Annotated in this window: 28 protein-coding genes and 1 riboswitch; of the genes, 19 read left to right on the top strand and 9 right to left on the bottom strand. The window is 64.3% G+C overall.

Annotated elements, in window-relative coordinates:
* The first annotated feature begins 9 nt into the window (after nt 1–9).
* Nucleotides 10–996: a TerC family protein gene (locus KBA48_RS20190; RefSeq protein ID WP_292909704.1), complete on the top strand. Its 987-nt coding sequence runs from the start codon at nt 10–12 to the stop codon at nt 994–996.
* Between the two features lie 185 nt (nt 997–1,181).
* On the opposite strand, the gene ispH is transcribed toward KBA48_RS20190, so the two are convergent.
* Entirely contained in the window at nt 1,182–2,153 is a 972-nt protein-coding gene (gene ispH, locus KBA48_RS20185; RefSeq protein WP_292909702.1) for a 4-hydroxy-3-methylbut-2-enyl diphosphate reductase, read from the bottom strand.
* Between the two features lie 163 nt (nt 2,154–2,316).
* Between ispH and KBA48_RS20180 the strand changes: the two genes are divergently transcribed.
* The 8 genes from KBA48_RS20180 to KBA48_RS20145 all read left to right on the top strand — a co-directional run bounded on the left by KBA48_RS20180 (nt 2,317) and on the right by KBA48_RS20145 (nt 10,475).
* Nucleotides 2,317–2,859, top strand: a complete 543-nt coding sequence (locus tag KBA48_RS20180) for a hypothetical protein (RefSeq protein ID WP_292909700.1) — start codon at nt 2,317–2,319, stop codon at nt 2,857–2,859.
* 80 nt (nt 2,860–2,939) lie between these two features.
* A riboswitch (glycine riboswitch) is annotated at nt 2,940–3,051 on the top strand.
* A 172-nt stretch (nt 3,052–3,223) separates the two neighbouring features.
* Complete coding sequence (gcvT, locus tag KBA48_RS20175) at nt 3,224–4,342, top strand: glycine cleavage system aminomethyltransferase GcvT (protein ID WP_292909698.1); 1,119 nt, start codon at nt 3,224–3,226, stop codon at nt 4,340–4,342.
* Nucleotides 4,343–4,383: 41 nt separating this feature from the next.
* Nucleotides 4,384–4,755: a glycine cleavage system protein GcvH gene (gene gcvH / locus KBA48_RS20170; protein WP_292909696.1), complete on the top strand. Its 372-nt coding sequence runs from the start codon at nt 4,384–4,386 to the stop codon at nt 4,753–4,755.
* On the top strand, nt 4,755–6,101 hold the full coding sequence (gene gcvPA / locus KBA48_RS20165; protein ID WP_292909694.1) for an aminomethyl-transferring glycine dehydrogenase subunit GcvPA: 1,347 nt from the start codon (nt 4,755–4,757) through the stop codon (nt 6,099–6,101). The genes gcvH and gcvPA overlap by 1 nt, the downstream gene beginning before the upstream one ends.
* Nucleotides 6,102–6,106: 5 nt before the next feature.
* Nucleotides 6,107–7,681 (top strand): aminomethyl-transferring glycine dehydrogenase subunit GcvPB, encoded by a 1,575-nt coding sequence (gcvPB, locus tag KBA48_RS20160; protein ID WP_292909722.1) that lies wholly within the window; start codon nt 6,107–6,109, stop codon nt 7,679–7,681.
* A 127-nt stretch (nt 7,682–7,808) separates the two neighbouring features.
* The gene (locus tag KBA48_RS20155) at nt 7,809–8,651 is read left to right on the top strand and encodes an ABC transporter substrate-binding protein (protein ID WP_292909692.1); all 843 of its coding nucleotides are present in this window, start codon (nt 7,809–7,811) and stop codon (nt 8,649–8,651) included.
* A gap of 81 nt (nt 8,652–8,732) precedes the next feature.
* Nucleotides 8,733–9,299 carry a methyltransferase domain-containing protein gene (locus KBA48_RS20150; protein WP_292909690.1) on the top strand — a complete coding sequence of 189 codons (567 nt, stop codon included), beginning with the start codon at nt 8,733–8,735 and terminating at the stop codon, nt 9,297–9,299.
* Nucleotides 9,300–9,308: 9 nt separating this feature from the next.
* The gene (locus KBA48_RS20145; protein WP_292909688.1) at nt 9,309–10,475 is read left to right on the top strand and encodes an aminotransferase; all 1,167 of its coding nucleotides are present in this window, start codon (nt 9,309–9,311) and stop codon (nt 10,473–10,475) included.
* A gap of 28 nt (nt 10,476–10,503) precedes the next feature.
* On the opposite strand, the gene KBA48_RS20140 is transcribed toward KBA48_RS20145, so the two are convergent.
* The 4 genes from KBA48_RS20140 to KBA48_RS20125 are packed head-to-tail and all read right to left on the bottom strand — an operon-like array spanning nt 10,504 to nt 12,794.
* Complete coding sequence (locus KBA48_RS20140; RefSeq protein ID WP_292909686.1) at nt 10,504–11,112, bottom strand: histidine phosphatase family protein; 609 nt, start codon at nt 11,110–11,112, stop codon at nt 10,504–10,506.
* Between the two features lie 10 nt (nt 11,113–11,122).
* Entirely contained in the window at nt 11,123–12,022 is a 900-nt protein-coding gene (hemF, locus tag KBA48_RS20135; RefSeq protein ID WP_292909684.1) for an oxygen-dependent coproporphyrinogen oxidase, read from the bottom strand.
* Between the two features lie 39 nt (nt 12,023–12,061).
* Nucleotides 12,062–12,547: a tRNA (cytidine(34)-2'-O)-methyltransferase gene (locus KBA48_RS20130; protein ID WP_292909682.1), complete on the bottom strand. Its 486-nt coding sequence runs from the start codon at nt 12,545–12,547 to the stop codon at nt 12,062–12,064.
* Between the two features lie 4 nt (nt 12,548–12,551).
* Complete coding sequence (locus KBA48_RS20125) at nt 12,552–12,794, bottom strand: hypothetical protein (RefSeq protein ID WP_292909680.1); 243 nt, start codon at nt 12,792–12,794, stop codon at nt 12,552–12,554.
* Between the two features lie 257 nt (nt 12,795–13,051).
* On the opposite strand from KBA48_RS20125, the gene rpmB reads away from it, so the two are divergent.
* The 7 genes from rpmB (at nt 13,052) to KBA48_RS20090 (ending at nt 18,370) form a co-directional block, all read left to right on the top strand.
* Entirely contained in the window at nt 13,052–13,348 is a 297-nt protein-coding gene (rpmB, locus tag KBA48_RS20120) for a 50S ribosomal protein L28 (RefSeq protein ID WP_292909678.1), read from the top strand.
* 246 nt (nt 13,349–13,594) lie between these two features.
* Nucleotides 13,595–14,374, top strand: a complete 780-nt coding sequence (locus KBA48_RS20115; protein WP_292909676.1) for a queuosine precursor transporter — start codon at nt 13,595–13,597, stop codon at nt 14,372–14,374.
* Nucleotides 14,375–14,472: 98 nt separating this feature from the next.
* Nucleotides 14,473–15,561 carry an endonuclease NucS domain-containing protein gene (locus KBA48_RS20110; RefSeq protein WP_292909674.1) on the top strand — a complete coding sequence of 363 codons (1,089 nt, stop codon included), beginning with the start codon at nt 14,473–14,475 and terminating at the stop codon, nt 15,559–15,561.
* An 89-nt stretch (nt 15,562–15,650) separates the two neighbouring features.
* A complete protein-coding gene (locus tag KBA48_RS20105) occupies nt 15,651–15,860 on the top strand; it encodes an addiction module protein (protein ID WP_292909672.1) in 210 nt (69 codons plus the stop codon).
* Nucleotides 15,860–16,147, top strand: coding sequence for a type II toxin-antitoxin system RelE/ParE family toxin (locus KBA48_RS20100; protein ID WP_292909670.1), 288 nt, complete (start codon nt 15,860–15,862; stop codon nt 16,145–16,147). Before KBA48_RS20105 ends, KBA48_RS20100 begins: the two co-directional genes overlap by 1 nt.
* A 112-nt stretch (nt 16,148–16,259) precedes the next feature.
* Nucleotides 16,260–17,477: a tRNA guanosine(34) transglycosylase Tgt gene (gene tgt / locus KBA48_RS20095; RefSeq protein WP_292909668.1), complete on the top strand. Its 1,218-nt coding sequence runs from the start codon at nt 16,260–16,262 to the stop codon at nt 17,475–17,477.
* Nucleotides 17,474–18,370: a diguanylate cyclase gene (locus KBA48_RS20090; protein WP_292909666.1), complete on the top strand. Its 897-nt coding sequence runs from the start codon at nt 17,474–17,476 to the stop codon at nt 18,368–18,370. Before tgt ends, KBA48_RS20090 begins: the two co-directional genes overlap by 4 nt.
* Nucleotides 18,371–18,376: 6 nt before the next feature.
* Here KBA48_RS20090 and KBA48_RS20085 read toward each other — a convergent pair whose 3' ends face one another.
* From KBA48_RS20085 to KBA48_RS20070, 4 genes are all read right to left on the bottom strand, one after another.
* Nucleotides 18,377–18,955 (bottom strand): hypothetical protein, encoded by a 579-nt coding sequence (locus KBA48_RS20085; protein WP_292909664.1) that lies wholly within the window; start codon nt 18,953–18,955, stop codon nt 18,377–18,379.
* Nucleotides 18,956–19,084: 129 nt separating this feature from the next.
* A complete protein-coding gene (locus KBA48_RS20080) occupies nt 19,085–19,513 on the bottom strand; it encodes a flagellar basal body rod C-terminal domain-containing protein (protein ID WP_292909662.1) in 429 nt (142 codons plus the stop codon).
* A 161-nt stretch (nt 19,514–19,674) separates the two neighbouring features.
* Complete coding sequence (locus tag KBA48_RS20075) at nt 19,675–20,391, bottom strand: TorF family putative porin (protein WP_292909660.1); 717 nt, start codon at nt 20,389–20,391, stop codon at nt 19,675–19,677.
* 265 nt (nt 20,392–20,656) lie between these two features.
* The gene (locus tag KBA48_RS20070; protein ID WP_292909721.1) at nt 20,657–21,784 is read right to left on the bottom strand and encodes a type III PLP-dependent enzyme; all 1,128 of its coding nucleotides are present in this window, start codon (nt 21,782–21,784) and stop codon (nt 20,657–20,659) included.
* A gap of 750 nt (nt 21,785–22,534) precedes the next feature.
* On the opposite strand from KBA48_RS20070, the gene ccmA reads away from it, so the two are divergent.
* The 3 genes from ccmA to KBA48_RS20055 all read left to right on the top strand — a co-directional run.
* A complete protein-coding gene (gene ccmA, locus KBA48_RS20065; protein ID WP_292909658.1) occupies nt 22,535–23,242 on the top strand; it encodes a heme ABC exporter ATP-binding protein CcmA in 708 nt (235 codons plus the stop codon).
* The gene (gene ccmB / locus KBA48_RS20060; RefSeq protein WP_292909656.1) at nt 23,239–23,904 is read left to right on the top strand and encodes a heme exporter protein CcmB; all 666 of its coding nucleotides are present in this window, start codon (nt 23,239–23,241) and stop codon (nt 23,902–23,904) included. The genes ccmA and ccmB overlap by 4 nt, the downstream gene beginning before the upstream one ends.
* Before the next feature lie 239 nt (nt 23,905–24,143).
* A partial coding sequence (locus tag KBA48_RS20055) for a M23 family metallopeptidase (RefSeq protein ID WP_292909654.1) occupies nt 24,144–25,364 on the top strand: 1,221 nt, incomplete at its 3' end.

Below are 25,364 nucleotides of genomic sequence, written 5' to 3'. Positions count from 1 at the left end.
GGCGCTCCCATGGAGCTTCTCACCGCGATCATGCTTGAGCCGGTTCTGGGCAAGGCCCTCTGGCTCTGGCTGGTCTTCATTTCCATCGTCATCGCCCTTCTGGTCTTTGACCTGGGCGTCCTGAACAAGAACGATCACGAAATCGGCGTGCGGGAAAGCCTTGTGCTGTCCGCGCTGTATATCGCCATCGCCGCCGCCTTTGGTGGCTGGGTCTGGTGGTATCTGGGGCCCACGCCGGGCATGCAATATTTCACGGGCTTTGCGCTGGAAAAGGCGCTGGCCATGGATAACGTCTTCGTTATCTCGCTGATTTTCGGCTATTTCGCGATCCCTCGCCTGTATCAGCACCGCGTGCTGTTCTGGGGCATCCTGGGCGTGATCCTGCTGCGCGGCATCATGATCGGTCTGGGCGCGGCCCTGGTCACGGAATTCGACTGGCTGCTCTATATCTTCGGCGGCTTCCTGATCCTGACCGGTGTGAAGATGCTGTTCATGGGCGACAAGGAGCAAACCATGGGCGAAAATGCCATGGTCCGCTTCCTGCGCCGCCATCTGCGCGTCACGGACGGCCTGCACGGCAACGCCTTCTTCGTGAAGCAGCCGGACCCGAAGACGGGCAAGGTCGTGCGCTGGGCCACGCCCCTGTTCCTGGCGCTGCTGATGGTGGAATTCGCCGACATCGTGTTCGCGGTGGACAGCGTGCCGGCCATCTTCGCCATCACGACCGACCCGTTCATCGTCTATACCAGCAACATCTTCGCCATCCTGGGCCTGCGCGCGCTGTATTTTGCACTGGCCGCCATGGTCCACCGCTTCCACTACCTGAAATACGCGTTGGCGGTCGTGCTGGTGTTCATCGGGGGCAAGATTTTCTGGAACCAGATTTATGGCAAGCTGGACCCGGCCATCTCGCTCTCCGTGACCTTCGGTCTGCTGGCCACGGGCGTGCTTTACTCGCTCTACAAGACGCGGGGCGATCGGGGACAGGCGGCCTGACCGGACAGCGCCGGTTCTGGCCAGTCACCCCATCAGCCGGAGATGAGCCCGTCTCGCCTCCGGCTGATGTCATTCCAGTCCACCTTGATGTTGACCGCTGGTCAGCATCAAGGTGGCCCCCAAGCGTCGGGCTGGCGGTCGCCAGCCTCCAATCCGCCAAAGGTCAAACCTTCGGCAGATTGGGATCATTCCGCCGCCAGTACACGCGGCAGCTTGAAGGTCACATTCTCCGTGGCGGTCACCACCTCCTCCACCGTCACGGTGAAGCGTTCGCGCAGGCTGGCCAGCACCTCATCCACCAGCACCTCCGGTGCCGATGCGCCGGCCGTGATGCCCAGGGTGCGGATTTTTTCCAGACGGTCCCAGTCGATCTGGGCCGCGCGCTGCACCAGCATGGCGCGGGTGCAGCCATGGGCGCGAGCCACCTCCACCAGCCGCACGGAGTTCGACGAATTGGGCGCCCCCAGCACCAGCAGCGCATCGGCACGCGGCGCGATGGCCTTCACCGCCCCCTGGCGGTTGGTGGTGGCGTAGCAGATATCCTCCCGCTTCGGCCCGGAAATGCTGGGGAAGCGGACACGCAGCGCATCAACGATGGCGCCGGTATCATCCACCGACAGGGTGGTCTGGGTGGCGAAGGCCAGATTGTCGGGATCGGCAACCTCCAGCCCCGCCACATCCTCCACCGTCTCCACCAGCTTCACGGCCCCTTCCGGCAACTGGCCGATAGTGCCCACCACTTCGGGGTGCCCGGCATGGCCGATCAGCAGGACCGTGCGCCCGGCCTCGTGATGATGCTCGGCCTCCCGATGCACCTTGGAGACGAGCGGACAGGTGGCGTCGACATAGATCATGTTGCGGCGCTGCGCCTCGGCCGGGATGGCCTTGGGCACGCCATGGGCGGAAAAGACCACAGGCCGGTCGTCCGGCACCTCGTCCAGTTCCTTGACGAAAACGGCCCCCTGCGCCTCCAGGCTTTCCACCACGAAGCGGTTATGCACAATCTCATGCCGGACATAGACGGGGGCGCCGAACTTCTTCAGCGCCGTTTCCACGATCTGGATGGCCCGGTCCACCCCGGCACAGAAGCCGCGCGGCGCCGCCAGCAGCACATGCAGGGGCGGAAGCGGGGCGGTGGGGGTGTTATTCTCGGACATGGTGATGGGGGTGTCCCTGTCGATACGTGTCAGTGCCGGGTGCCACGCTTGCGCGGCTGGATGCCCACCTATATTGTCGCAACCCGGCGTGTGGGAAGGTGCCATTCTTATGACATGGTCGCCGCCCATTCATGTCCCGGTAATGGAAGTGAACGGACATTTGATGACCAGCCCCATGATGACCACCCGGCCCAACCATAGCCCGGTTCCGACCGCCAGGAAAGCCGCCCGCCGATGGACCCTGGCCGCCCTTGCCGGCATGGGTATGCTGGCGCTGTCCGGTTGTGCCGAAAATGATGCCATGGTGGCGGGCTGCCCCAATGTCGGCATCCTGCGCGATGCCGGGACCCTGCGCACCGACCAGGGTGTGGCCATCCTGTCCGGCATCCTGGCCAATTGCGGGTATGACGATACGTCGGTCACCATCGCCGCCAACCTGATGATCACCGGTCGCGCCAATGAGGGTGCGTCGGGCGGCACAATCCCCGTCACCTATTTCGTGGCCGTCACCGACCCGAACCGCAACATCATCTCCAAGAAGAGCTTCTCCACCAATGTGCCCGCAGGCGACAATGTGCAGGAGACGCTGACCCAGGTCATCCCCGTGCCCAAGACCATGGATGCCCGCTGGTACGAGGTTCTGGTCGGTTTTCAGTTGACGCCGGAACAGGTGGCGACCAACCGGAATTCCAACGAAGGCCGGTAAGCGCATCGCGCGGGGTCACGGCTGCGCGACTTTACATTGACAGCGGCGCCGCAAAGCGTAGTTTGGCGCCGATCAGCCGACGACCCCATGCGGGAGAGACCGGTAGCCTGCCCTCTTACCAGGAACAGGATATCGGCGCCGAAGGAGCAACCGCCCCCGGAAACTCTCAGGCAAAAGGACCGCGAAGGGTAGGCACATCTGGAAAGCAGGCGGGCTCGGGTTCACCGGGCCGACAGCCCACCGACGGAGTAAGTGGACGCCGAATGGCGCCGCGAATCTCTCAGGGGCCAGGACAGAGGGGGGCAACCGCCGCGGGGACGATCCCCGTGACGGGTGAAACCTGTCCTGATGGGAGTGCCCCACCTTGGGTGACACCGGCCTGCTGCGTACGCCGCTTTATGATCTGCATGTGGAACGGGGCGCCAAGATGGTGCCATTCGCCGGCTATGACATGCCGGTTCAGTATCCGCTGGGCGTGCTGAAGGAACATCTGCATACCCGCGCCCGCGCCGGCCTGTTCGACGTGTCCCATATGGGGCAGGTCCGCCTGCGCGGCAGCAGCATCGATGCCGTCATCCAGGCGCTGGAAGCGCTGGTGCCGGGCGATATCGCCGCCCTGGCGCCGGGCCGCATCCGCTACACCATGTTCACCAATGATGAAGGCGGCATCCTGGATGACCTGATGGTCACCCGGTTCGAGGATCACCTGTATGTGGTGATCAATGCCGGCTGCAAGACCGAGGATCTGGCCCATCTGAAGGCCGGTCTGCCCGCCGATGTGACCATCGATTATCTGGGCGACGATGCCGGCCTGCTGGCCCTGCAGGGGCCGGAAGCGGCATCCGTCATGGCCCGCCTGCTGCCCGAGGCGGCGACGATGGGCTTCATGAGCGCGCGCGCCGCAACGATCGACGGTATTCCGGTGCAGATCAGCCGGTCCGGCTATACCGGTGAGGACGGATACGAGATCAGCGTGGGTGCAGCGGATGCTTCGACGCTGGCCCGTCTGCTGCTGGCCCAGGACGGGGTGGAAGCGATCGGCCTGGGTGCCCGCGATTCGCTGCGTCTGGAAGCCGGCCTGTGCCTTTATGGCCATGATATCGACACCACCACCAACCCGGTGGAAGCGGCCCTGACCTGGACCATCTCCAAGCGCCGCAAGACCGATGGCGGCTTCCCCGGTGCGGCCGTGGTTCAGGCGCAACTGGCCAGCGGGCCCACCCGCCGCCGCGTGGGTATCCTGCCGGAAGGCAAGGCCCCGGCCCGCGAACATACCGAAATCCAGGACCTGTCCGGCAATCGTATCGGGGAAATCACCAGCGGCGGCTTCGGCCCCACCGCCGGCGGCCCCGTCGCCATGGGCTATGTGGATGCCGGTTCCGCCGCGGTCGGCACGCCGGTCCAGTTGATCGTGCGCGGCAAGGCGCTGCCGGCCAAGGTGGCCGCCATGCCCTTTGCACCGCATCGTTATTTCAAGGGCTAAGCCCCTCCATCCAACGTTATCCCCAAACGAAAGACCGACCCATGACCATCCGTTTCACCAAGGACCATGAGTGGATCAAGCTGGACGGCGGCGTCGCCACCGTCGGCATCACCGACTATGCCCAGAATGCGCTGGGTGACGTGGTGTTCGTCGAGGTGCCGGACGCCGGCAAGGTGCTGGAGCAGGGCAAGGATGCCGCCGTTGTCGAATCGGTGAAGGCCGCTTCGGAAATCTACGCCCCCGTCGACGGTACCGTTCTGGAGGGCAACGCCGCCCTGGGTGACGATCCCTCGCTGGTCAACACCGCGCCGGAAGGTGATGGCTGGTTCTTCAAGATGTCGATCAAGGACATGGCGCAGTTCGAGGCGCTGATGGACGAAGCCGCCTACAAGTCCTTCACCGAGGGGCTGTGATGCGTTACCTGCCGCTGACGGATGCCGACCGTTCGTCCATGCTGGCCACCATCGGGGTGGACAGTGTGGACGCCCTGTTCCGTGACGTGCCCGACCATGCCCGTCTGCCGGGCAAGATCGCCAGCCTGCCCGACCATAAGGGCGAGTTGGAGGTGGAACGCCACCTGTCCCGCCTGGCCGCCAAGAATGTCACGGCATCGTCCGTGCCCTTCTTTGTGGGGGCCGGTGCCTACAAGCACCATGTGCCCGCCTCGGTCGATCAGATCCTGCTGCGGGGCGAGTTCCTGACCAGCTACACACCCTATCAGCCGGAAGTGACGCAGGGCACGCTGCAATACCTGTTCGAATTCCAGACCCAGGTGGCGCTGCTGACCGGCATGGATGTGGCCAACGCCTCCATGTATGACGGGGCCACGGGCACGGCCGAGGCCGTCCTGATGGCCGCCCGCGTCAACAAGCGTAACAAGGTCATCCTGTCCGGCGGCCTGCACCCGCATTACCGCGAAGTGGTGGAAACCACCTGCGGCGTGATGGGCATGGATATCCGCGCCCAGGCGCCGGACTGGAAGAATGCCGAGGATCTGGCCGCGTTGCTGGATGCCGAGACGGCCTGCGTTGTCGTTCAGACCCCGTCCCTGTTCGGCCATCTGCGCGACTTCACCGCGCTGTGCGATGCCGCCCACGCCAAGGGCGTGATGGTCATCGTGGTGGTGACGGAGGTGGTATCGCTGGGCCTGCTGCCCTCCCCCGGCTCCATGGGGGCCGACATCGTGGTGTGCGAGGGGCAGAGCATCGGCAATGGCCTGAATTTCGGCGGTCCTTATGTCGGGCTGTTCGCCACGCGCGACAAATATGTGCGGCAGATGCCGGGCCGCCTGTGCGGCCAGACCGTGGATGCCGATGGCAAGCGCGGTTTCGTGCTGACGCTGTCAACGCGCGAACAGCATATCCGCCGCGAAAAGGCGACGTCGAACATCTGCACGAATTCCGGCCTGTGTGCGCTGGCCTTCACCATCCACCTGTCGCTGCTGGGCGAACAGGGTCTGGTGAGCCTCGCCCGCATCAACCACGCCAATGCCGTGACCCTGGCCGACAAGCTGTCGACCGTGAAGGGCGTCAGCGTCGTCAATGACGGGTTCTTCAACGAATTCACGGTGAAGCTGCCCAAGAAGGCGGCCAAGGTCGCCTCCAAGCTGGCGGCCAAGGACATCCTGGCCGGCGTGCCGGTCAGCCGCCTGTACCCGGATGTGGAAGGGCTGGACGATCTGCTGCTGATCGCCGCGACGGAGATCAACAGCGTGGAAGATATGGACGCGCTGGTGCGCGGCCTGGAAGAGGTTCTCTGATGGCCATGAATAATCAGGGTCGCGACAGCACCCCTCATTCCGTGTCGGTCACGGGCGAGGTCGTCACCTTCACCGGCAACAAGGCGTTGCAGCAGGAAGAAGCGCTGATCTTCGAACTGGACAATCCGGGTGCGGTGGGCGTCGACCTGCCGGAACCGGTGACCACCAAGACCCGCCTGGGCGGCCTGTCTCCCCGCGTCGGCGTCGGCCTGCCGCAACTGGCCGAGCCCGACGTGGTGCGCCATTACACGCGCCTGTCCCAGAAAAACTTTGCCATCGACACGACCATGTACCCGCTGGGGTCGTGCACGATGAAGCATAACCCGCGCCTGAACGAGAAGATGGCCCGTCTGCCGGGCTTCAGCGATATCCACCCGATGCAGCCGGTTGAAACGGTGCAGGGGGCGCTGGAACTGATCGATCAGTTGGCGCACTGGCTGAAGACACTGACCGGCATGCCCGCCGTCGCCATGTCGCCGGGGGCCGGTGCGCATGGGGAGCTGTGCGGCCTGATGGCCATCCATGCCGCCTTGGACGCTCGGGGCGAAAGCCATCGCCGCCGCGTGCTGGTGCCCGAGTCTGCCCATGGCACCAACCCGGCCACGGCCGCCTTCTGCGGCTTCACCGTGGACACGATCCCGGCCGAAGAGAATGGCCGCGTCAGTGTGGAGGCCGTGAAGGCCAAGCTGGGCGATGATGTCGCCTGCATCATGCTGACCAATCCCAATACCTGCGGCCTGTTCGAACCGCAGATCCGGGAAATCGCCGATGCCGTTCACGCGGCCGGCGGCTATTTCTACTGCGACGGCGCCAATTACAACGCCATCGTCGGGCGCGTGCGCCCCGCCGATCTTGGCGTGGACGCCATGCATATCAACCTGCACAAGACCTTCTCCACACCCCATGGCGGTGGCGGTCCGGGTTCCGGCCCCGTGGTCCTGTCCGATGCCCTGGCCCCCTTCGCCCCCCTGCCCTTTGTGGTGCATGGCAAGGACGGGTTCGACCTGATCGAACATACCAAGGATGCGGGCAAGGCCCAGCCCTTCGGCCGCCTGAAGGGTTTCCATGGTCAGATGGGCATGTTTGTGCGGGCGCTGGCCTATATCCTGTCCCACGGGGCGGATGGGCTGCGTCAGGTATCGTCCGATGCCGTGCTGAACGCCAACTACATCCTGGCCAGCCTGAAGGACGTGATGTCGGCCAGCTTCGAAGGGCCGTGCATGCACGAGGCCCTGTTCGATGACCGCTTCCTGAAGGGCACGGGCGTAACCCCGCTGGACTTCGCCAAGGCGATGATCGACGAGGGCTATCACCCGATGACCATGTACTTCCCCCTGGTGGTCCATGGCGCCCTGCTGATCGAGCCGACGGAAACCGAAAGCAAGCGCACGCTGGACCAGTTCATCGGCACCATGCGGCACCTGGCGGAGAAGGCCAAGGCTGGCGATCTGGCCCATTTCCAGGCCGCCCCCCGCCTGACCCCGCGCAAGCGCCTGGACGAAACCCAGGCCGCCCGCAAGCCGGTTCTGCGCTGGGTGAAGCCGGCCCTGGTCATCCCGGCGGCCCAGGCGGCCGAGTAATCAGCCCGCCAAAGCCGGCCGGTGAGCCCCGAAAGGGGATCCAACGGCCGGCTTTGCATTGCTTTTGTTTCAGCGCGATGAAGTCATCGCGTGATTTGTTACAGCATGGGAGGTATATTCATCCCCCATGCGCTTTTCCTTGCCGCACCTTGTGCGCCCCTTGTCAGCCCTTGCCGCCATCCTGGCCCTGACCGCCGGGATGATTGAAGCGCGCGCCCGCGATCTCACCGCCCTGGAACGCGACCGGCCCATCGTCGTCGCGTCCGACCCCTGGTGTCCCTATGCCTGCGACCCTGATGCCGACGGGCGCGAAGGCTATATGGTGGACCTGACCCGTGAGATATTTGAAGGACTTGGCTTCAAGGTGGAGTATCGCGTCGTCAATTTCGCGATGATGAAACGTATGGCGAAGGATGGCAGCGCCACCGCCTTGCCAGGCATGGCGTCCGACATGGAAGGCGCCGTTCTGTTGCCGGTATTGGCCCAGGGCAACTCCGCCAACGCCGTTGCCCTGGCCCGCAGCCAGGGCTTCAACTACACCAAACCACAGGATTTCGAGCGCTTCCGCCTGGGTGTCATCAAGGATTACGATTATGGCGGAGCGTTACAGGAGTATGTTGACCAGAATACCCATAATTCGGAACGAATTACCGTTTTAAGCGGATTCGGCTATTCGCATCTGGTGCAGGGGCTGCGCATGCTGACCGCCGGGCGCATCGACATGCTGCTGGACGACCACAATGTCTTACGCTGGCAGATGCGGCGCATGGGCATGCAGCAACAATTGACAACCTTGTCATTGAAGGATGACGCCGACCTGTTTGTCGGCTTCTCCCAGAACGATCCCCGCGCCCCCGAACTGGCACGCCTCATGGCCGAGGGGACAAGGCGGATGCGGGAGAATGGGCGTCTGGCGGCGATCATGCGGAATTACGGGCTGGAAGAGCAGGCGGCCCTGCTTTCCAACTGATTTTCATCGCAACCGCCCGGCCGATTATCTACCCTTCGCTTCCCTGTGAGGGGGATAATTGTCAGAAAAGGGTTTCGGGTGATGACGGACGGGTTGCCCCTGGTGCTGCATGTGGGCTGCGGCGTTGCCGATCCGGCCAAGCTGCCGGAACAGTTCTTCACGCCGGGTCAATGGCGGGAAGTCCGGTTCGACATCAATCCGGACGTGGTCCCCGACATTATCGGCAGCATCACCGACATGTCGTCGGTGGCGACGGCGTCGGTGGATGCCGTCTGGTCATCGCATAATCTGGAACATGTCTTCCCGCATGAGGTGCCGGTGGCGCTGGCGGAATTCCGCCGGGTGCTGCGGCCGGGCGGATTCGCCCTGATCACCCTGCCCGACCTGCAGCAGGTTGCCGAACTGGTGGCGGCGGACCGGCTGGAGGATGCGGCCTATCACTCCCCGGCCGGCCCGATATCGCCGCTGGACATTCTGTATGGCTGGCGGGTCGATCTGGAGCGCGGCAACCATTACATGGCGCACAAGACGGGTTTCACCGCCACCAGCCTGCGCCGCGCCCTGGAACAGGCGGAATTCCCCGATGTGCGCGTTATCCGCGACGGGAAATTTGCGCTCTGGGCCACGGCCCACGTCCCGGCACCGTGAGAAATCGAAATGAAGTCCGGAAATTCGGTTTTCACCGCCTGCGGCACGACGATTTTCGAGGTGATGTCGCGGCTGGCCGATCAGCACAAGGCCATCAATCTGGGCCAGGGCTTCCCCGACGGCAATGGCCCGCCCGATGTGGTGACGGCCGCCGCCACCTGGCTGAACGATGGCTGGAACCAGTACCCGCCCATGCCGGGCCTGCCCGCGCTGCGCCAGGCCCTGGCCGCCCATAATGCCCGATTCTATGGTCTGGCGGTGGATTGGGCGACCGAAACGCTGGTGACCAGCGGGGCGACGGAGGCACTGGCCGCCTGCCTGTTCGGCCTGCTGGAACCGGGGGACGAGGTGGTGCTGTTCCAACCCCTCTATGACAGCTACGCCCCCATCATCCGCCGCGCCGGTGCCGTACCCCGGTTTGTCAGCCTGAAGGCGCCGGACTGGTCCTTTACGGCGGGCGACCTGGATGCGGCCTTCAATGAACGGACCAAACTGGTCCTGATCAACAATCCGCAGAACCCGGCCGGCAAGGTGTGGTCGCGGGAGGAGCTGGACCTGCTGGCCTCCTACGTCCTGCGGCACGATACGATGGCCGTATGTGACGAGGTTTACGAGCATCTGGTCTTTGACGGGCGCCGGCACATTCCGCTGATGTCGCTGCCCGGCATGCGCGACCGCACAATGCGCATCGGCTCGGCCGGCAAGACCTTTTCGCTGACCGGGTGGAAGGTCGGCTATGTCACTGGCCCGGCCGCCCTGCTGGCCCCCGTCATCAAGGCCCACCAGTTCCTGACCTTCACCACCCCGCCCAATCTGCAGCATGCGGTGGCGTTGGGCCTCAACAAGGACGACGCCTATTTCGCCGGGCTGGCCGACGACATGGCGCGGCGGCGTAACGTCCTGTCGGCGGGCCTGCGCGCGGCGGGGCTGGTGGTCCTGCCCTGTGCGGGCACCTATTTCCTGACCGTCGATCTGGCGGCCAGCGGCATCGAGATGGATGACAAATCCTTCTGCCAGCATCTGACGGAAAGGGTCGGCGTGGCCGCCATTCCGATCAGCGCCTTTTTCGAACAGGACGCCCCCACCCATCTGGTGCGTTTCTGCTTCTGCAAGCGTGACGAAGTGCTGGAGGAAGCGGTTCGGCGGCTGGGCCAGGGAATAAAAGGCGGACGATAAGCGCAGAGAGCGGGCAGCCACCTCCCGCTTACGCCAACTCCTCCACCCCATCGCGCGACAGCCTGAACACCCGGTCCTGCGGTACAGGCAGGCTACAGGCTGCATCCTGGTCCAGGCCCGCATAATGGCCGCGCAGGATGCGCCCGCTCATGCCGTGCGAAATGGCAATGGTGGGACGGTCCACTTCCATCACAAAGCCCAGCAGCCGCTCGCGCACACCCTCATACCGCTCGCCATTGGGGGCGTGGAACTGCCAGCCATAGGGGCCGTGGCTCTCCAGCCAGGGATTGGCCGCCTCGACCTCCCGTCTGGTCATGCCTTCCCAGTCACCGAAGGAGACCTCGGCCAGCCGCGCATCCAGCGTGACGGGCAGGTCCAGATGGCGGTTGATGATGCGGGTCGTTTCCTGCGTCCGGCCCAGCGGGCTGGAAACCAGCCGCACCACGTCCCGCCAGCCGGGAATATCCGCCATCAGGCGTTTCAGAATGATGCCCACCTGTTCAGCCTGGGCACGACCCGTCTCCGTCAGATCGCTGTCCAACTGCCCCTGGCAGCGGGCCTCCACATTCCAATGGGTCTGGCCGTGCCGGACCAGCAGGATGGGATGGCCGGCGATGACCTTTGTTTGCAGCATCATGTCCATGGGATTAGGGCCACTTCACTTCCGGCGGCAGGGACATCAGGATGGCCTCGATATTGCCGCCAGTTTTCAGCCCGAACAGGGTGCCGCGGTCATGCAGCAGGTTGAATTCGACATAGCGGCCGCGGCGCACCAACTGATGCTCCCGCTGCGCCGCATTCCATTCCTGGCGCATGCGCCGCGCCACAATGCGCGGATAGGCGTCCAGGAACGCTTCTCCCACCGCCCGCGTGAAGGCAAAATCCGCTGCCCAGTCGCCGGTATCCAACTGATCATAGAAAATGCCGCCCACGCCGCGCGGCTCGTTGCGGTGGGGCAGGAAGAAGTAGCGGTCGCACCATTCCTTGAACCGCGCGTAATAGTCGGCGCCATAAGGGTCGCACGCCGCCTTCAGCGCGGCATGGAAATCCGCCTTGTCCTCTTCCGTCTCCACCCCTTCCAGGAACATGGGCGTCAGGTCCGCCCCGCCGCCAAACCAGTTCTGACTGGTCACCAGCATGCGTGTATTCATGTGGACGGCGGGAACCAGGGGGCTGCGCATATGCGCCACCAGGCTGATGCCACTGGCCCAGAAATGGCCATCCTCTCCCGCCCCCGTGATCGACCCCCGGAATTCGGGGGAGAAGGTGCCGTGAACGGTGGAGACATTTACCCCCACCTTCTCGAACACGCGGCCCTTCATCACGCTCATCACGCCGCCGCCGCCTTCGGCCCCGTCATGGTTGGGACGGTCCCATTCCTTGCGCTCGAATCGCCCGGCGGTCAGGCCGGCATGCGGGCCACCGGCCAAGGCATCCTCCAGCCCCTCGAACGCGGCACAGATCCGGTCGCGCAGGCTTTCGAACCAGGCTTTGGCCTGGGCTTGACGGTCGGCCAGGATGGCGGGCGGCGGCAGGGCGGTGGGCATGGGCGGGTCCGGGTGGAAGCAGCGGGAATGATGAAGGGTTTAACCCTTCCCGACCTCGCTGGGAATGGCTGTTTCGCCGCCATCGCCTGCCACCTGCCTCAACACCTCACCCAAAACCATCGCCGCCGCGATGGCGACATTGAGCGAGCGTGTGCCCGGCATCATGGGGATCAGCACCCGCACATCCGCCGCCCCATGCACATCATCGGGCACGCCGGCACTTTCCCGGCCCAGCAGCAATATGTCGTCGGGCTGATAGGCGACCTGCGTATAGGGCACGGCGGCCCGCGTCGTCAGCAGGACCAGACGCCCCCGCCTTTGCGCCTGGAACGCGCTCCAGCTCAGATGGCGGGTCACATCGGCATGGTCGGCATAATCCATGACGGAACGCTTCATGCGCTTGTCGTCCAGGATGAAGCCGCAGGGTTCGATGATGTCCAGCCCGACGCCGGTACAGGCGCCAAGACGCATCAGGGTGCCGGCATTCTGCGGAATGTCGGGCTGGTAAAGGGCAAGGCGGGGCAAGGTCTTAGGTCAGCACATCCAGGAACATGCCGCGGCGGTACCGGGCCGGCAGGCGCAGCATGCCATCCACGATCAGGGCGGCCAGTTCCTTGGCGTTGGGCCAGCGGTTGCCGGGCCGTCCCATGGGAATGGGGCGGCCGCCGGGGCCCGTGACGGGCATGACGCCGCGACGCCCGCCGCCCTCGATGACGCTGCCACCCAGGCCCGTGGGGCCGGCGGCAGTGGGGTTCATGCGTGTATCGACCATCTTTGCGTCGCCCGGACTGGAAAAGCCTGATGACATCCTATAAGCAAAGCGGGCCGCACGGAAGGGGGCACCCGGGCCTGGCGCATGGCGGAAATGCTGATCTCTGCCCCCGCCCATGGGCTTGACTCTGTCCCCCCCCTCGTTTATCAACGCGGCTTCGTTGGTTGGGGGAGACCCTGACCGGCAAGGTCTTTTTCGTCTTAGGTAGGCCCCGGTCCTGTTTCCGTGGCCGCCAGCAGCAAGAGAATAGGTGTTCCATGTCCCGCAAGTGCGCCGTGACCGGCAAGGGTGTGCAGACCGGCAATAACGTCTCTCACGCCAACAACAAGTCCCGCCGGCGCTTCCTGCCGAACCTGCAGGAAACCTCGCTGATGTCCGACGCGCTGGGCCGCATGGTCCGTCTGCGCCTGTCGACCAACGGCATCCGCACGATCGAGCACAAGGGTGGCCTGGACGCCGCTCTGCTGGACATCGCCGACGCCAAGCTGGACATTGATGCCCGCAAGGTGAAGAAGCAGATCCAGAAGGTTCTGGCCGCCAAGACCGCCGCCTGATCGGCGTCTGTCGGTTCCAGGTTCGCTGCTGACGGTATCGTCGGCCCCGCGAGACACCCGTTCGGGTCGTTTCGCGGGGCCGCTGCCGTTTCGGGATGTTATTGTTCCCTCAGGCGCCGGGCGCCGCTATCCGGCGGCTTGGCTTACGGCACCTGGAGGTGCCGCGGCGGCCGGTCGCCGCCGAAGCGGCTTCCGGCCAAGCCGCAAGCCGCGCCCCAACCCGCTTATGTTCAGGCTGCTCCGCCCATGTCGCTGTCCCCCGCCGACCTGATCGCCTTTCTGAACGCGGTGCCGCCAGAAGCGCTGCTGCTGTGCCAGGCCCTGTTCTGCTTCGGCACGATCCTGCTGATGGTGCGGCTGTTCGGGGCGCCCGGCCTTTATCTCTACATCGCCACGGCCGTGATCGCGGCGAATGTGGAGGTGTTGAAGGCGGTGCAGTTCGGTTTTTATGACCATCCCGTCGCCATGGGTACGGTGCTGTTCGGTTCCACCTATCTGGCCACCGACATATTGACCGAACATTACGGGCGCGATGCGGCGCGCAAGGCGGTGTTCCTGTCCTTTGCCGCCTATCTTCTGTTCACCCTGTTCATGATCATCACCCTGGGCTACCGCCCCATGACGCCGGAACAGGCCGGCAGCGACATGGAATGGGCCCTGCCCATGCAGGACCATATCGCCGCCATCTTCACCCCCGCCCCCGCCCTGTTCGCGGCGGGCATGACGGCCTATCTGACCAGCCAATTGTTCGACGTCTGGGTCTACCAGCGCATTCGCGGGGCCACCGGCGACCGGCACCTGTGGCTGCGCAATAATGGCAGCACCATGCTGTCGTCGCTGGTCGACAATGTCATCTTCTCCGTCCTGGCCTGGGTCGTCTTCGCCCCCGACCCGGTCGGCTGGGACGCGCTGTTCTACACCTATATCCTGGGCACCTATGGCATGCGGGTGGTGCTGTCGATTCTGGACACGCCCTTCATGTACCTGTCGCGGCGCATGGTGCGGCGGGTGGAGGCCGGCCGTTGAAACCTGCGCGAGCCCACCCGCAAAATGCGGAATTGCCTATTCCGGTCTACACGTGCTGATAATCATCAGCCGACTGATCAAGGGACACGCCTGCGCCGATGACAATTCACCATGCTATCTGGTCCGTAGGCCATCCGCCGGTGTCTCTTGCCCGGGCAAAGCTTCCCAGTGAGAAGACACTGGAGGAGATGATTGTAGCAGCCCCGGAAATCCTGTCGGATTCCTGGATGCTGATCGGTCGGCAGGCAAAAACCAGCCATGGCGGCATCATCGACCTGCTGGCCATCGCCCCCGATGGCACGCTCGTCCTGATCGAATTGAAGCGGGACAAGACACCTTGGACCGTGATCGCCCAGGCGCTTGATTATGCGACGTGGGTGGAAAGCCTGGAACCGCAGGATATCGTTGCAATCTATAGCCGTTTCTCCAAAGGGCGAAGCCTCTCAGACGATTTTCGGGCGCGTTTTGGCGGATCGCTCAATGACGAGATGTTGAATCGCGCGCATGAGATCGTTGTTGTCGCAGCCGAACTGGACGCTAGTTCGGAGCGGATCGTCACCTATCTGGCCGATCGCGGGATCGCCATCAATGTACTCTGTTTCCAGGTTTTCACCTTTGGCGGCCAGCAGCTTCTCAGTCGCGTGTGGCTGAATGATCGTGTCGATCCTCCGGTGGAAAAGAAATCGGACGCTGGCGGGGGCCCTGAGCCTTGGAACGGCGAGTTCTACGCCTCCTTCGGCGTTGGCTCCAGCCGATCATGGAACGAGGCCGTGCGCTATGGCTTCATCAGTGCCGGCGGGGCCAGTTGGTACAGCAAGACGCTTGGACTGCTGAAGGCCGGCGACCGCATATGGGTGAAATCGCCGGATCACGGCTTCGTCGGCGTCGGCATCGTCACCGGAACGGCTGAGCCGGCGGCGGATTTCCAGCTAATGAACGACATGGGCGAGCGGGTGCCGGCCCTGGATATCTTGAAGGAAGGCGACTATCACCGCGCCTTCGCCGATGATCCGGACCGATGCGAATGGTTCGTCTCTGTGGATTGGCTTGCCACCGTTCCGCTGAATCAGGCGGTCAAGGAGATTGGCCTTTTCGGCAATCAGAATACCGTCTGCCGCCCGACCACGCCAAAGTGGCGGACGACGGTGGAATATTTGAAAACCCGATTTGCCGTGGTGGACGGCTAGCAACACTCGGGTTGCCGAGAGCACCCCTTCCCCGTAAGGACAAAAGCGGCCATTCTCCTTCAGATGTCTGGCAGCGAAGGACAAGACCGATGTCAGTGATCGACGTGACACGGCTCTCAGCCCAGCAGAAGCTCGACCTGATCGCCGAGCTGTGTGACAGCCTGGACGCAGCAGACATTCCACTCTCGCCGGCCTGGAAGGCCGAGTTGGAGCGGCGGAATGCCGATTTTGAAGAAATGCGCGATCAGACAGAGCCATGGGAGCAAGTGCGAGCGGCACTCCAGGCTGACCGGATCTGATGTTGCGTGTCCTTGTACTGCCACCAGCGCGGGCAGAAATGGACGCAGCCCGACGCTGGTACGACCAGCAGATGGACGGGCTGGGTGTGCGCTTCCTCGCTGAGATCGATCATCTGATCCGCCGCCTTGCTGAAAATCTCCGGGCGTTCCCGCTCAGCCATAATGGATTGCGGCGGGCGCTGCTGCGGCGCTTCCCCTACGCCCTGTTCTTCCGGGTCGAACCCGAGGCCATCTATATTCTAGCCTGTGCCCATAACCATCGCGATCCGGCTACGTGGCCGCGCTGATGGTCCTCGCCCCTTCCTGCCTGCTATTCGCTGGCACCCCCTATACAAGTGCGACTGGCTCCCCCATACCCAGGAGCATCATCTTCAGCGATCCTTTGCGGTTCTTCACGCCATGTCCATTTCCTACCCCGGTTTTTCCTTCGACATCACGCACCGTGACCCGGCGGGCAGCAAGGCGCGCATCGGCACCTTGATGACGCCGCATGGCGCCATCCAGACGCCGAATTTCATCTTCTGCGGCACCAAGGCGGCCATCAAGGGGCTGACGACGGAGCAGATGCGCGACGAGAAGACCGACATCATCCTGGCCAATACCTATCATCTGATGATCCAGCCGGGGGCCGATCTGGTGGCCAAGCTGGGTGGGCTGCATAAGATGATGAACTGGCACGGGCCGATGCTGACCGACAGCGGCGGCTACCAGATCTTCGCCATGGGCCATGGGTCGGTGGCGGATGAGGTGAAGGGGCGGCGGACGACGACGCGGGAAAAGACCCTGTTGAAGATCACCGAGGAGGGGGCGACCTTCCGGTCCTATACCAACGGGGAAAAGCTGTTCCTGACGCCGGAAAAGTCCATCGATATCCAGCGCAAGCTGGGCCCCGATTTCGTGGTGCAGTTGGATGAATGCACGCCCTTCCATGTGGACCGGAAATACACCGCCCGATCGATGAAGATGTCGCATCGCTGGGGCGACCGGTCGCTGACGGCGTTCAAGGAATTTGGCGGTATCTCGGCCAACGGCCTGCCGCAGGCCATGTATGGCATTGTCCAGGGCGGGGTCTATCCCGACCTGCGCAAGGAGAGTGCGGAGATCGTGGCAAACCAGGATTTCTTCGCCACCGCTGTCGGCGGCTGCCTGGGCGCCACGCGTGAGCAGATGCATGATGTGGTGGGCATGGCCATGGCGCATGTGCATCCCACCCGGCCCGTCCATCTTCTGGGCATTGGCGGCATTGTCGATATTTTCGAGGGCGTGGCGTTGGGCATCGACACGTTCGACTGTGTCAGCCCGACGCGAATCGCCCGCCATGGCTGGGCGCTGGCACCGGGCGTGAAGGGCGAGCGGTTGAACATGCGCAATGCCCGGTTCAAGGATGATGACGGCCCCATCGATCCCGAATGCGGCTGTTTTGCCTGCCGTACCGCCAGCCGTGGCTATATCCACCACCTGCTGAAGGCGGAGGAGATGCTGGGCATGCAGTTGCTGACCATGCACAATGTCCACACCATGAACCGCCTGATGCGCGATATCCGCGCCGCCATCGTCACCAGCACCCTGGCCGAGGCGCGGCGCAAATGGGTGTGGCAACCTGGGGATGGCGAATGACCCCGCCGGCCAGCGGCAGCAATGCGTCCGCCATCGTCGCCGGCCTGTCCGGCGTGGTGGATGAACATCTGCGCTGGCTGACGCAATGGCACAAAGCGGCCCTGTTCACGCGCGACAGCGGGCTGTCAGGACCGGAGGCGGCACCCGAACCCTCTGGATTCGCGGCCTGGGTGGCGCGGGTAAAACAGGGCAGCGTGGCCCATCAACCGGCCTTCGACCGGCTGGTGCAACTGCATGACCAATTGCACCGCATGGGCCGCCTGACCCTGATGCGCGCGGCCGAGGGGGATGCCCCGGATTTCGGCACCTACAAGGCCGTGCTGGAGAAATTCGACGAGTTCATCCAGCAATGCCGCCGCATCGAACGCGCCCTGTCGGTAGCAGGCAGCGGCATCGACCCGCTGACGGGCCTGCGCAACCGCACGGGGCTTTCTGAGGAAGTGTCGCGCGAACTGGCGCGCTTTGCCCGCACCGGGCAGCCCTTCTGCGTGGCGCTCTGCGATCTGGACAAGTTCAAATCGGTGAACGACACCTATGGGCACGAGGCGGGCGACCGCGTGCTGGTAGCGGCGGCCGGCTGTCTGACCCGCGGTATCCGCGCCATTGACGAGGCCTTCCGCATGGGGGGCGAGGAAATCCTGATCCTGCTGAAGGAAACCCACCTGACCGAGGCGATGGTGGTGCTGGAAAGGCTGCGCGCCGATCTGGCGGCCACCCCGGTGCAACTGGCCGACGGGCAGGTGCTGCGCGTGACGGCCAGCTTCGGTGCGGCGGAGGTGGGGACGGATATCGGCGTCGACGCCCTGGTCGACCGCGCCGACCAGGCGCTCTACGCCGCCAAGCATGGAGGGCGCAACCGGGTAGAGGCGTGGCGGGAACCGGCCACGCCCTGACGGGGCTTACTGGATGATGATCACCGGGAACATGTTGGCCCGGATCGACTTGTCCAGTTCGGTATCGAGATCACCCACCAGATCACGGACCAGATCGGTCATGGTCTTTTCACGCTGGGCCAGGGTCACGTCCTCTGCCACGGTGGTGGAGCGGGCGACGGCGGCCGACACGCTGCCGGTGTACCCGCGCGAGGTGCCCTCGACCACGATATCGACCGCGAACTTGCCCTCATATTTCTGCGACTGGTCCTTTGTGAACCAGCCCTTGATGCCCTTGGTCCGGTCCAGGTCGATCTCCTTGACCGACGCGTCCTTGATGATGACCCGTGCCTTGCCCTGCGTCCCGCCGGCCTTCAGGCGCGTGCTGGCCCACAGGCGCACGGCGTCCGAGGGGGTCAACGGCAATTCGTGATCGATATTGGGCGGCGCCATGGGCGCCACATACTGGCTTTCCACCTCAATGCTGGCTACGTCCAGCACGATGGCCTCTCGCCCGGAAAAATCCACGATGGACTGAGCGGCGACGGGCAGGACGGCCAGCAGCGGGGCAGTCAGGGCGAGGCTCAGCAGCGAACGGCGCAGCATGATGGGATTCCTGTTTTGGGTCCGAACGACAGCGAAGGATAAGATCACCCCGCGTCGTGGCAGTTTCATGGCGGGCATCCTGCCTTCACATTGTGCAATCGGCAAGTGTGCACCGCCGAAGACGGTGGATCAGGCCAGGGTGTCGATGGCGCTGCGTTCCATGTCATCCTGGGTGCGGATGATGGCCAGATTGGCCTGGAAGGCGCGCAGGGAGGATATCTGGTCCACCCGCTCGCTGACGGGATCGACATTGGGGGCCGCCACCAGACCGTCAGCATTCGCATCCGGGCTGTCGGGCTGATATTCGGGGATATAGGCTGGTGTCGTGGGACGGGCCACGACACGGGTTCCCTGTCCCTGGCCATTGGCGCCGGTCACGGCCGTCTGCCCGAAACTCTGCGGCTGATAGGCCTGGGTCTGACCGGGCTGCACGCTGCCATCGGCCGCCGGGATGGCACCCGTGCTGCGATGGTTGGCCACATTATTGGCACTGCCATTCAGTCGCTGCGTCTGGGCCAGCGCGCCGGACAGGGCCGCGCCGATGCCACCGATGGACATGGTTGCACCTTATCTGTCTAACCGGATCATTCTCGCGCCGATGGCGCGCGGCGGCAAGCACGGGAAAGGATAGGCCGGAAAAGCAACGGCCAGCCCCGATACCGGGGCTGGCCATGCCTGGACCACTTGGATTGATCAGGCGGGATAAGGCCCGCCTTTTATCAGAAAGCGTAGGTCAACGTCGCGACGAAGCGGCCATCACCCAGCGGCGCAGCGCCCTTTACGTCGGTGTCGGTGTACTTCAGGTCAACCGTGAACGGCTCCAGCTTGATGGCGACGCCACCCTGGTAGTCCTGGTAGCTGGCGCCGCCACCCAGCTCGTTAAAGCCGATGGCGCCATAGACGGAAATTGTATCTGTCACAGCCACCGAGGCGCCGCCCGCGAAGTACCAGGCATCGGTGCTGACGCCATAGAATTCCGGCGAGTAGTAGACCTTACCGGTCACGGTGACCTTGTCGATGGCATAGGCCAGGTCCAGGCCGAACTCGAAGTAATCCAGGTCGGCCGAACCATCAGCACCCGGATAGGTGTAGTAGTAGCCGCCGACCGTGTAGGTCAGGTTATCGACGCTGTTCGTGTAACCGGCGATCAGGTCGACCTCGACATCGGCGTCGAAGCCAACATCGACATTCGAGCCCCAGGCGGACACGAAGAAGCCGCTCTCATGGCTGGCGGTCAGGCCGGCCTGGAAGGCGGGGTCGCTGTCGGTCTGGCTGTAGCCGCGGAAGACATAGTCGTTGGTGATGGCGGCAGTGCCGGAGAAAGAGAAGGGAGCGTCTTCAGCCTGCGCGGCAGCGGCGCCGCCCAGCATGGCGAGGGCGACGGCGGTGGAGGCGAGCAACCGGGAGAAACGCATGAACCACTCCTTATGAGGCATTTATGGTTGGGTCCTCGCATCCTTCAGCAATTCTGGTGCCAAAGTGGTGCGGAACGTGATTTCCCAGCGATTATGGGAGTTTCCAACCGGATCGCCTAGAAGCTGCGCATGCTGCTGTGCAACATTCCCGGAGGGTGTTGCAAAAAAAATACGCAGTGGCCGGAGTGATGCACAAAATTCCATCAATCAGCCTTAAAAACGACACAAGCCGCCCGGCGGCCGGGCGGCTTGTGCTGTTTCAGACCTGCCCCGGGGGGGGCGAAAGTCAGATGTAATAGGCGTGCAGCGGCGAGAAGCCGTTAAAATTCACCGCCGAATAGGTGGTGGTATAGGCGCCGGTGGCCATGATGGTTACCTTGTCGCCGATCTTCAGGGAGGTCGGCAGACGGTATTCCGCCTTTTCATACAGCACGTCGGCGCTGTCGCAGGTGGGGCCGGCCAGGATAACCGGTTCGGCCGGACCGTCGCGGTCGGTCTGGATCGGATACTGGATGGCCTCGTCCATGGTCTCGGCCAGACCGCCGAACTTGCCGATATCCAGATAGACCCAGCGCTTGTCGTCATTGGCCGACTTGCGGGAGATCAGCACCACTTCCGACTGGATGATGCCGGCATTGCCGACCATGCCGCGGCCCGGCTCGATGATCGTCTCGGGCAGCCGGTTGCCGAAATGGCGGCGCAGGCTGTCATTGATGGCCTCGCCATAGGCCTGGCTGGTCGGCACGTCCTTCAGGTAGCGGGTGGGGAAACCGCCGCCCATATTGACCATGGACAGGATGACGCCCTGTTCCTCGCAGCCCTTGAAGATAGACGCGGCGGTGGACAGCGCGATGTCCCACTGCTTCAGGTCGCGCTGCTGGCTGCCCACATGGAAGGACACGCCATAGGGGCGGACATTCATCGTCGACGCCTGGATCAGCAGGTCGCGGGCCATGTCAGGCTCGCAGCCGAACTTGCGCGACAACGGCCAGTCGGCGCCCTCGCCGGAGGTCAGGATGCGGCAGAAAACGCGCGCACCCGGCGCATATGTGGCGATCTTCTCCAGCTCCTCGATGCTGTCGAAAGCGAAAAGATCGATACCCAGCTCATGCGCGACGCGGATGTCGGCGGCCTTCTTGATGGTGTTGCCAAAGGAGATGCGGTCCGGTGTTGCGCCGGCTTCCAGGCAATACTGGACCTCCGGAACCGAGGCCGTATCGAAGCAGGACCCGTTTTCCACCAGCAGGCGCAGGATGGCCGGAGCAGGATTGGCCTTCACGGCATAGAAGATGCGGCTGTCGGGCATGGCGGCCGCCAGCTTGCCGTAATTGTCGGCAACCACGTCCAGGTCCACGACCAGGCACGGGGTGGCGGGGGTCTGTTCAGCGAAGAATCGGGCGATCTTCTCGGTCATCATGGACTCCGAGGCGGCATGAAGCGGGGGATGTCAGGGGATGAAATGGCCTTTGCCGGACCCGATACAGGTCCGGTTCCGCCCAAGCGTGCCGCGAAACGCAGCCGGCCCAGGCGGGTCAGATACTGGTCATGACGCCAGGAAGAATCGACGCGCCGATATCCGACGCCCGACCGGAATAAAAGGACACGGAGAGCGCAACCGGCCCCCCGACAACAACAACATCCATCGTAGCCTCCAATTCGCCGCCTTGTTTAAGGGACGGACGAGGATACGCGTTACGTCGTTGCATAACCCCACCGGGTTGACGGCTCCGCCCAGTCTTGAAAACGACCATCGGGCGGGTGTGGGGGCCATAGGCACGTGCGCTGCGATGTGCGGCTATATAGGGCCGATGCCCCCACGACGAAAGCGGTTTTTTGTTTCGTGATCATGAAATTCCGCATGGGTCGGATACCCGTGGCACAAATCACATTTTCGCCACTTTCACGTCCGACTTTGGTCATGCGGGACATCCATCTTGCACCTGGGAACGCCGAGGCGACTTGAGACACCCCGTCTCGGCGGACATTTCCAGGCCCCACTTGGATTGTCCGCCCGCACATACCGGTCCTGCCCCGGACCGGTACCATTTTACGGCCACCGCAAAAGCCCCCCGCGGTGGCCGTTTCTTTGTCCGGAATCTCTATCTTTCCGCCCATCCTTTCTGGCATTTTGGCGCCTCCCGCGCCCAGCCAGGAGCAGTCCCCCGTGACCCAGGGCCAGAACAGCCTCGCCGAACAGGGCCTTGCCGCCCGCCGCCTGACCTGCCTGCGCGGGGAACGGGTGGTGTTCGCCGACCTGGATTTCATGCTGCCGCCCGGCGGCGCCCTGATTCTGCTGGGCCCCAACGGCAGCGGAAAATCCAGTCTGCTGCGCCTGCTGGCCGGCCTGTCCCGGCCCTTTTCCGGGGCTCTAACCTGGAACGGTGCCGACATCGCCAGGGACCCGGACGCCCACCGCACCCGCCTGCGCTATGCCGGGCACCAGGATGCGGTGAAGCCGACCCTGACGGCGCTGGAGAATCTGTCGGTCTGGGCCGGGCTGGACGGGCTGCCCGATCCGGAGGAACGGGCGGAACGCGCCCTGGCGGCGCTGGCCATGGATCATGTGGCCGACATGCCGGGCCGTTACCTGTCCGCGGGACAGAAGAAACGCGTCAATCTGGCTCGCCTGGCCCTGGCGCCGGCTGCTGCCGCCCCACTCTGGCTGCTGGATGAACCGGCCACGGCGCTGGACCGCGACTCGATCGACCGGCTGGCCGGCCTGATCGCCGGCCATCGCCGGGCCGGCGGGCTGGTGATCCTGTCCACCCATTCCGACCTGGATGTGCCAGGCGCGGTCAGCCTGAACCTCGCCGATTTCGGCGCCATCGCGGAAGATGACGAGCAGGAGGAAGCGGCGGGAGCCCCGGCATGAGCGGTTTCCTGCGGCTGCTGCGCCGCGATCTGCGTCTGGCATTGCGGCAGGGGGCGGATGCCGCCATGGCGGTGCTGTTCTTTGTCCTCTGCGTGATCATGTTCCCGTTCGGCATCGGGCCGGAGCCGGGGGTGCTGGCCCGAATCGCACCGGGTGTCATCCTGGTGGCAGCCCTGCTGGCCTCGCTTCTGTCCCTGGACCGCCTGTTCCAGGCCGACCACGAGGATGGATCGCTGGAACTGCTCTCGCTGTCGGCCCTGCCGATGGAGGCCGTGGCGGCGGCCAAGATCCTGGCCCATTGGCTGGTGACCGGCCTACCCTTGATCCTGGCGGCCCCGTTGCTGGCCCTGTTCCTCAATCTGCCGGCCGATGGCTTCCCCATCCTGCTGGGCACCCTGTTGCTGGCCACGCCGCTGCTGAGCCTGATCGGCGGAGTGGGCGCCGCCTTGACGCTGGGCGCAAGACGCGGCGGCGTTCTTCTGCCTTTACTTGTACTTCCCTTGTATATCCCGGCCCTGATCTTCGCCGCCTCTGCCATCGATTCAGTTCTGATGGGACATTCCGCCCGCCCGCATCTGTTATTACTATCCGGTCTTCTGGCCGCATCCCTGCCCTTGTCGCCCTGGGGCGCTGCCGCGGCATTGCGCGCCGCGCTGGAATAGGCCACCGGAAAGGCAGGAGCCGCGCTGCTTTGCGCCCGAACGGTTGTATATCCTTTTGAAGTACATCGTCCGCGATTCCCGGCTTGCCCGAAAGGGGGGCATCCCTTAAATTCACCGGACCGGCGTCCAGTGCCGGACCTGCGGACCGTAATGTCCGCCAAGTCAAGACCGCTGCGATACCGACATGGCCGATGCCGTGATCCGGTGACGGTCAGGGGCACTGTGACGGGGGGGATGGCGTGTTCGGGTTCTTTATGCGCAGCGAACGGGTCATTATCGTCGATGATGATGACAATATCCGGACGGTGACCATCGGTCCCCGGCAACGGCTGCGCCCTGCCCTTCTGGCGGTGGCGGCCCTGTCGGGCATGCTGGTGGCCAGCGCCGGATGGATGGTCACGGCCTTTGCCCTGCGGGACAGCCGTGACAGCATTTTCCAGATGGACCAGGGTGCGGCCAATCTTGCCACCCAGCTTTCCGACAGCCGGGAGCAATTGTCCCGCGTCGCGGGCGACCTGGACCGTGTGCGTCAGGCACTGGATGCAGCATTGGCGGAACAGGCGGAATCCCGCGCCCGCACCGATGCCGCCCTGGCCGTGCTGGCCAACGCCGACAAGGACGGGTCAAAGACGCCGCGTCAGGTGCTGGCCGCCATCCGCAACGAACTGGCGCCGCTGCGCATCAATCCCGGCGAGGGCACGGAGCCGCTGCGCGCAGCACAGGAATCGCTGCAGATGATCACCGATATCGGACAGGAAGCAGCGGCACGGCGCGCACAATCGGCCATCGCCGCCTTGTCCCTGGTCCTGGAAGAGGCGGGTTCCACCCCGTCGCAACAACCAACCCTGGCCCTGGCCACCGAAGGACTGGGCAAGGCGCTGGCAGAGGCGCAGGCACAGGCCCAGCGGGCGCGGGCAGACGCGGAAAGCGCCTGGACCGAACGCAACGAGATGGCCGCCGCCATGGCCGAGAGCGAGCGCCGTCTGGCCGACATCGCGGCGGGTCAGGTCGCCCTGCTGACACGGCTGACCGAACATGCCGAACTGCGTATCGGCGCCATCGAAGGGGAATTGAAGAATACCGGCCTGAACCTGGACAAGGTGTTGCACGACCTGGAGCAGGCGCCACGTGGCGTGGGCGGGCCGCTGGTGAGCTTGACGGAACTGCCGTCGCAAAGCCTGCCGGCCGCCGCCCAGGCGGCGCTGAACCAGCTCGAGTCGCGGCTGGACCGGCAGGCGCGGCTGCGCGCCCTGGCCAATTATCTGCCGCTGACGCCACCCGTCGACAATTTCTATGTTTCCAGCGGATTCGGCAGCCGGCGCGATCCCTTCACCAACCAATGGGCCGCCCATACCGGTCTGGATCTGGTGGCCAAGGAAGGATCGCCCGTGGCTGTGCCCGCCGCCGGCCGCGTCGCCGCCGTCACCTATGACGAGGGCTACGGCCATATGGTGGAGGTG

Origin of the sequence: Niveispirillum sp., from assembly GCF_017996735.1 — a bacterium.
Lineage (GTDB): Bacteria > Pseudomonadota > Alphaproteobacteria > Azospirillales > Azospirillaceae > Niveispirillum.
This window is presented reverse-complemented; position numbering and strand designations above follow the sequence as displayed.

What these genes read in the sequence shown, in the direction of transcription:
- KBA48_RS20190 (WP_292909704.1), top strand. Translation starts at nt 10, where the DNA reads ATGGAGCTTCTCACCGCGATCATGCTTGAGCCGGTTCTGGGCAAGGCC.
- ispH (WP_292909702.1), bottom strand. Translation starts at nt 2,153, where the DNA reads ATGTCCGAGAATAACACCCCCACCGCCCCGCTTCCGCCCCTGCATGTG.
- KBA48_RS20180 (WP_292909700.1), top strand. Translation starts at nt 2,317, where the DNA reads ATGACCAGCCCCATGATGACCACCCGGCCCAACCATAGCCCGGTTCCG.
- gcvH (WP_292909696.1), top strand. Translation starts at nt 4,384, where the DNA reads ATGACCATCCGTTTCACCAAGGACCATGAGTGGATCAAGCTGGACGGC.
- gcvPA (WP_292909694.1), top strand. Translation starts at nt 4,755, where the DNA reads ATGCGTTACCTGCCGCTGACGGATGCCGACCGTTCGTCCATGCTGGCC.
- gcvPB (WP_292909722.1), top strand. Translation starts at nt 6,107, where the DNA reads ATGAATAATCAGGGTCGCGACAGCACCCCTCATTCCGTGTCGGTCACG.
- KBA48_RS20155 (WP_292909692.1), top strand. Translation starts at nt 7,809, where the DNA reads ATGCGCTTTTCCTTGCCGCACCTTGTGCGCCCCTTGTCAGCCCTTGCC.
- KBA48_RS20150 (WP_292909690.1), top strand. Translation starts at nt 8,733, where the DNA reads ATGACGGACGGGTTGCCCCTGGTGCTGCATGTGGGCTGCGGCGTTGCC.
- KBA48_RS20145 (WP_292909688.1), top strand. Translation starts at nt 9,309, where the DNA reads ATGAAGTCCGGAAATTCGGTTTTCACCGCCTGCGGCACGACGATTTTC.
- KBA48_RS20140 (WP_292909686.1), bottom strand. Translation starts at nt 11,112, where the DNA reads ATGATGCTGCAAACAAAGGTCATCGCCGGCCATCCCATCCTGCTGGTC.
- hemF (WP_292909684.1), bottom strand. Translation starts at nt 12,022, where the DNA reads ATGCCCACCGCCCTGCCGCCGCCCGCCATCCTGGCCGACCGTCAAGCC.
- KBA48_RS20125 (WP_292909680.1), bottom strand. Translation starts at nt 12,794, where the DNA reads ATGGTCGATACACGCATGAACCCCACTGCCGCCGGCCCCACGGGCCTG.
- rpmB (WP_292909678.1), top strand. Translation starts at nt 13,052, where the DNA reads ATGTCCCGCAAGTGCGCCGTGACCGGCAAGGGTGTGCAGACCGGCAAT.
- KBA48_RS20115 (WP_292909676.1), top strand. Translation starts at nt 13,595, where the DNA reads ATGTCGCTGTCCCCCGCCGACCTGATCGCCTTTCTGAACGCGGTGCCG.
- KBA48_RS20110 (WP_292909674.1), top strand. Translation starts at nt 14,473, where the DNA reads ATGACAATTCACCATGCTATCTGGTCCGTAGGCCATCCGCCGGTGTCT.
- KBA48_RS20105 (WP_292909672.1), top strand. Translation starts at nt 15,651, where the DNA reads ATGTCAGTGATCGACGTGACACGGCTCTCAGCCCAGCAGAAGCTCGAC.
- KBA48_RS20100 (WP_292909670.1), top strand. Translation starts at nt 15,860, where the DNA reads ATGTTGCGTGTCCTTGTACTGCCACCAGCGCGGGCAGAAATGGACGCA.
- tgt (WP_292909668.1), top strand. Translation starts at nt 16,260, where the DNA reads ATGTCCATTTCCTACCCCGGTTTTTCCTTCGACATCACGCACCGTGAC.
- KBA48_RS20090 (WP_292909666.1), top strand. Translation starts at nt 17,474, where the DNA reads ATGACCCCGCCGGCCAGCGGCAGCAATGCGTCCGCCATCGTCGCCGGC.
- KBA48_RS20085 (WP_292909664.1), bottom strand. Translation starts at nt 18,955, where the DNA reads ATGCTGCGCCGTTCGCTGCTGAGCCTCGCCCTGACTGCCCCGCTGCTG.
- KBA48_RS20080 (WP_292909662.1), bottom strand. Translation starts at nt 19,513, where the DNA reads ATGTCCATCGGTGGCATCGGCGCGGCCCTGTCCGGCGCGCTGGCCCAG.
- KBA48_RS20075 (WP_292909660.1), bottom strand. Translation starts at nt 20,391, where the DNA reads ATGCCTCATAAGGAGTGGTTCATGCGTTTCTCCCGGTTGCTCGCCTCC.
- KBA48_RS20070 (WP_292909721.1), bottom strand. Translation starts at nt 21,784, where the DNA reads ATGACCGAGAAGATCGCCCGATTCTTCGCTGAACAGACCCCCGCCACC.
- ccmB (WP_292909656.1), top strand. Translation starts at nt 23,239, where the DNA reads ATGAGCGGTTTCCTGCGGCTGCTGCGCCGCGATCTGCGTCTGGCATTG.